Origin of the sequence: Streptomyces sp. KLMMK, from assembly GCF_036961605.1 — a bacterium.
Taxonomy (GTDB): Bacteria; Actinomycetota; Actinomycetes; order Streptomycetales; family Streptomycetaceae; genus Streptomyces; species Streptomyces telluris.
The window spans coordinates 1-5,090 of the sequence record NZ_JBAMDC010000436.1; the positions used below are offsets into that span (position 1 = coordinate 1).

Genomic DNA, 5,090 nt, shown 5'->3' on the forward strand with positions numbered 1-5,090 from the left:
GGGGCGTTCATGCGGATCGGGCGTTCCCCCGGAGGGGCACTCGGGTGGTCGCTCGGGTGGTCATACGGATCGGGTCACGCCTTCCAGGCCACGAAGTTGTTGTAGACCGGCGTGGTGATCCGGGTCCCGGAGTTCACCCGGGCCCCGCCGTACGCGTGGACGGCGACCCCGTACCGGTCGTTGCCGATGATCCGGTAGACGGAGCTGCCGCTCTGCCCGCCGAAGGTGTCGATGTCGTAGTACACCTTGCGCGGGCCCACCGAGTCGATGCGGCGCGCGTCGTACCAGAGCGTGGCGTACGGCTTGTCGGCCGGGTAGCCGGCGATGTTGCCGGTGACCTGGAGCAGGTCCGCGTCGGACCAGACCCCGAAGCCGAACCAGCCGGTCTGTGCGCCCAGGTCCGTCGGCAGGATGATCGCGCCGTAGTCGAAGTTCTCGTCGCCGCTGCCGGTCCAGCCGGTCACCGACCGGAAGCTCGTGCTGACGACCGGGCCGTAGCAGACGGTGCCGCCGTTGCGCCCGGGCCAGACCCTGATGCTGCGGACCCAGCCGTCCCGCCCGGGCACGCCGCTGTTCTTGATGAAGACGACGTGCCCGGCGGTGGCGATGGTGTGCGGGCCGATGAACCAGCCGGTGCCGAGCCAGCCGCTGCCGTCCGCGGCCGTGATCTCCAGGAAGCAGTGCACGCGCCACGGATAGACGCAGGTGTTGGTGATCTGCACCCGGTCGTCCGGCCCGTGGACGGTCTCCGGGCCGGCCGGGGGCCCGAAGGAGGCCTCGCCGATGTCGGGGACGAGGCCGCCGAAGAGGTCGTCGGCCTCGGGCGGCTCCGGCAGCCGGTAGCCCTCGACGGGCTCGGTGCCGGTGGAGCTGCCCGGGGCGGGCTCGCCGCCCGCGCCCGTGCCGGGCTGCTGGAACACGGGCTGTCCGTCGGCGGGCAGCAGGTCCGCAGCGGGGTCGCTGGAGACGGGGGTGTGGGGGTCCTGGGGCATGGCAGAAACCGTCCCTTCGACGGCAAGGTCCGCAGACCGCATCGAATAGGGCGTAAGCGCACCCTGTGCTCGAATCTCCTCCGGGAATCCGGGCCACGGTAGGAGCGCGGAGGAGCGCACGAGTGGGCTCTCGAAGCGTGAAAGGGGCGGGCGCCCATACCGTGCGCCCGCCCCTCGTCATTCCCTGCGTCCGGCTAGCCGACGACCTTCTCGATCTTCACGCTGCCGTTGCCCGCGACCGTCCCGGCCGCGTTGACCAGCTGCACGTCCCCGAAGAAGGAGCGCCCCTCCGGAGCCGCGCCCGCCACCACGACCTCGGCCGCGACCGGCGCGGACTGCCCGGCGCCGAGCTTGACGGCGGAGCCCTCGGCGACCTTGATCTCGCCCAGCGAGGGGGCGAAGAACACGTCGCGGTAGTCGTAGGCGGTCGAGCCCGCGGGCACCGAGTAGCCCGTGACCTCGACGGTGTACTCGCCCGCGGCCGGCCTGGTCAGGCTCACGAGCTCGTCGGAGCCGCCGCTGGTGGAGGAGCTCACGGCCCTGCCGTCCCTGTAGACGGTCAGGTCCAGGTCGGCCTTGGCGTCGGCGGTGGCGCCGATCGCGGCGTCGAAGCGGGTGACACCGGCCCCGAGCGTGACCTTGGTGACCTGCTTCTCCCCCTCCTTGATCTCCGGCCGGGCGATCTTCGAGGAGCCCAGCTGACCGCCCTTGAGGCTGCCCTCCAGCGCCGCGAAGCCGTTGACGGCCTTCCAGGAGACGGCGGCCGGGGTGCCGATCCTCGCCTCGGGGACGGTCTGCGTCGCCGGGTCGAAGGTGACGCCGAGCGCGGTGGCGGTCAGCGTGTAGGGGTTCTCCAGCAGCGGGGAGGTGCGCCGCGACTCGACCTCGATCTCCCAGACGCCCGGCAGCGGGTTGGCGTAGCTGCGCAGGTCCGGGCGGCAGGTGTTGGCCGGGTTCGGGTAGTTCGGGTAGCAGTTGACCGTGGAGGTGGGGTCGACCGGCACGCCGTAGGGGTTGATCGCGATGAACCGGGTCTGGCTGTCCTTGGCCAGGCCGCCGAGCGCGACCTCCAGCGTCTTCGCGCCCTTCGGGACGCTGACGAAGTACGAGGTGGTGGCGTTGCGCACGGCCGTGGCGGTCTTCTTGACCACGTAGGACGGCGCGGCGAGCGGCTCGGCGGCGACGACGGTGGTGAGGACCTGCTTGTCGATGCCCTCGGTGCGGTCGTCGTCCACGGTGAGGATCGCGCTGTGCAGGCCGGCCGTCCTCGGCTTCGCCGTGACCTTGACGGTCACGGGCTTGTTCAGCGGCAGCTTGACCTCGTCGTCACCGGCGAGCTTGAAGGTGCCGTCGTTGTTGCGCCACTTCAGCTCGTGCCAGACGGCCTTGCCGGGCCCGGAGGTGCGGGTGACCGTCACGTCGTAGGTGCGGGTCCCGCCTGCCTTCAGCCCGCCCTCGCGGTCGTAGAGGCCGGTGCCGGAGCCCGGGGTCTTGAGTGCCGGGGACAGCGCGGTGGAGACCGGGGCCTGCACGGTGTAGTCGTGCGCGGTGGCGCGGTGGCGCAGCGCCTCCCAGGCGTCCTCGATGTTGATCAGGCCGGCGCCCTGCTCGTAGGCCTGCGCGCCCTTGATCTGCTTGGCGGTGCTGGTGAGCGCCGTGCGCAGGTCGGCCGGGGTGAGCTTCATCTTCTTCTGCTTGGCGGCCGAGATCAGCAGCGCGGAGGCGCCGGCGGCCTGCGGGGAGGCCATCGAGGTGCCCTGCAGCATGCCGTAGCCGGGCGGGAGGTCGTAGCCGGCCTCCTTGACGGGGGCGCCGGGCTCCCAGGTCGGCGTGGTGTTGACCGAGGCACCGGGGGCGGTGAGGGTCGGGGTGAAGCCGCCGTCCTCGCGCGGGCCGCGGGAGGAGAAGGGCATCATCGCGTACTTGGTCTTCACCTCCGAGCCGTAGTTGGCCGCCCAGGTCTCCTTGGAGACCGACGCGCCGACGCTGATGACCTTGTCGGCCAGGCCGGGGTCGCCGATGGTGTTGGCGCCGGGGCCGCTGTTGCCCGCGGAGATCACCAGCTGCACGCCGTAGGTGTCGATGAGGCGCGTGTAGAGCTCGGAGCGGGCGTTGTTGCCGTCGTTGAGCGCGGGGAGGCCGCCGATCGACATGTTGACGATGTCGACGCCGCGGTTGACCACGAGGTCGATCATGCCCTCGGTCAGGGCGACGTTGGTGCAGCCGCCGCTCCAGGTGCAGGCGCGCGAGGAGACGAGCTTGGCGCCGGGAGCCGCGCCGTTCATCTTCCCGCCGAAGAGGCCGTTGGCCGCGGTGATGCCCGCGACGTGCGTGCCGTGCTCGGACTCGATGACGCCGATGCTGACGAAGTCGGCCTTCTTGCCGATCCAGTCGCCGCCCTTCGGGTCCATCGGCACGTCCTTGCGGATCTGCACGACGAAGGGGATGCGCTCGGCGATCGCGGTGTCGGGCTTGTCCTTGCCGAAGTACCCGACCTGGAAGCCGTCCTTGTAGGGCTTCATCTCCTCGTCGTTGCCGAAGTCGGCGTCGTCGCCGAGGTCGACGCGGACGGTGCCCTTGGCCTTGTCGTAGAGGACCGCCCAGGAGTCGGTGGTGTCGCCGTCCCGGTTGAGGTCGCCCTTCATGTCGCCGCCGGCGGTCGCGTTCTCCCGGAACAGGGCCACCTGGTAAGGGCCGTTGCCGGGCACCGTGTAGCTGCGGCCGTTGAAGGAGAAGGACGGGCCGGAGACATCGGCCGTCATCGGCAGCCAGGTGCCGTCCTGGTCGGTGAGCGGGTCGGTCGCGGTGACCCAGTCGACGATCTTGCGCTCGCCGGTGGTGGTCTTCTGCAGCGCCGGGTGGCCCAGGTCGATGCCCGAGTCGAGAATGCCGATGGTCACGCCCCGGCCGTCCGCGCCGGGGTGGTCCTCGGTGAAGTCGACGGCACCGGTCTCGAAGGCGGGCTGGTAGGGGTTCTTCGCCGGGGTGTCCTTGCCCGGCGCGGGGAAGCTGCCGGCCTTGGCGCCGCGGGCGCCCTCGGCGGCGTCGGCGCGCGGCGTCGGGTCCGGGAGCCTGATCTCCTGCCGGAGGTCGATGCCGTGCACCGAGCCGAGCTTCTGCGCCTCGGCGATGGCGGCGTCGGCCTTGGGCGTGGGGACGGTGGCCCGGACGTAGCCGAGCTTGTCGTCCGTGCGGCCGACCGAGGCGCCCTTGATGGCACCGAGCTTGCCGGCGACCTGGCCGGTCTGCCCGGGCGCGGTGGCGATCATCATCGTGACCGTCCTGTCGCCGCCGGCCTTGGCCCCGGCGAGCAGGGCGGCGTCGTGCGAACCGAGCTTGTCCGCGGGCGATTTGACGGGGCCCGGAGCGGGCAGCGGATCGTCGGCGAAGGCGGGCGCGGCGCCCGCGGCCGTGAGGGCGGCCACGAGGGAGGCCGCGACGGCTATTCGGACCGGGCGTCTCGCGCCGCCGGGGCGCGTGTTACGGGATTCGGGGGTCATGTCCATCCCTGTTTTGACGTGAAGGTGCCGCTGAACAGCGGGCGTCCGGAAATCGGAGCCGGATGACCGATCACTTTTATGGAAGTGACGGGGGTTTGGGGAGAGTTGTCGGAGAGGGAACGTAAGGATGGCGTAAACCCGCCAGGCGTCAGTCGGGAGGAAGCGTGACGGAGGCCGTGAAGCGGTCAGCGGCGTTCCCGCAGCTCAGAGGCTCTAGGGCAAACGGACTACAGCTCCTGCCCCAGAACCTGCCCAGTGTTCCACCCGAGAGTGAACGCTGAGTGAGCGTCAGTCCGCCAGGGGACGAGTGCTGTATGTCCGTTCGCATTCGCCAAGATCGATGTGCGGTGATCGGCGGCGGCCGTTGCGGCCGCGTTCACGCCCAGGTCACCCCCGCTGCCAACGATCCTGGGTAGCAAGGATCGCTGCCGGCAACGCTCCGCAGCCCGGAGCCCGCTCCAGCCCGCTTCGCGTTCGCACTCGGGGAGACCGCTATGCACCGCAGATCAGACAGATCCGCAGACGCCCGCCTCGACCGCCGTACGTTCCTGGCGGCGGCGGGGGCCGCGACCGCCGCGACCGGCATCGGCCTGGCGAC

At 71.1% G+C, this 5,090-nt stretch carries 2 protein-coding genes; both read right to left on the minus strand.

The annotated features are described in order from the left end of the window. Positions 1-74: 74 nt before the first annotated feature. Complete coding sequence (locus V7793_RS33055) at positions 75-992, minus strand: trypsin-like serine peptidase (RefSeq protein ID WP_336013398.1); 918 nt, start codon at positions 990-992, stop codon at positions 75-77. A gap of 194 nt (positions 993-1,186) precedes the next feature. Further along, complete coding sequence (locus tag V7793_RS33060) at positions 1,187-4,492, minus strand: S8 family serine peptidase (RefSeq protein WP_336013399.1); 3,306 nt, start codon at positions 4,490-4,492, stop codon at positions 1,187-1,189. Between the last annotated feature and the right edge of the window lie 598 nt (positions 4,493-5,090).

What these genes read in the sequence shown, in the direction of transcription:
- V7793_RS33055 (WP_336013398.1), bottom strand. Translation starts at nt 992, where the DNA reads ATGCCCCAGGACCCCCACACCCCCGTCTCCAGCGACCCCGCTGCGGAC.
- V7793_RS33060 (WP_336013399.1), bottom strand. Translation starts at nt 4,492, where the DNA reads ATGACCCCCGAATCCCGTAACACGCGCCCCGGCGGCGCGAGACGCCCG.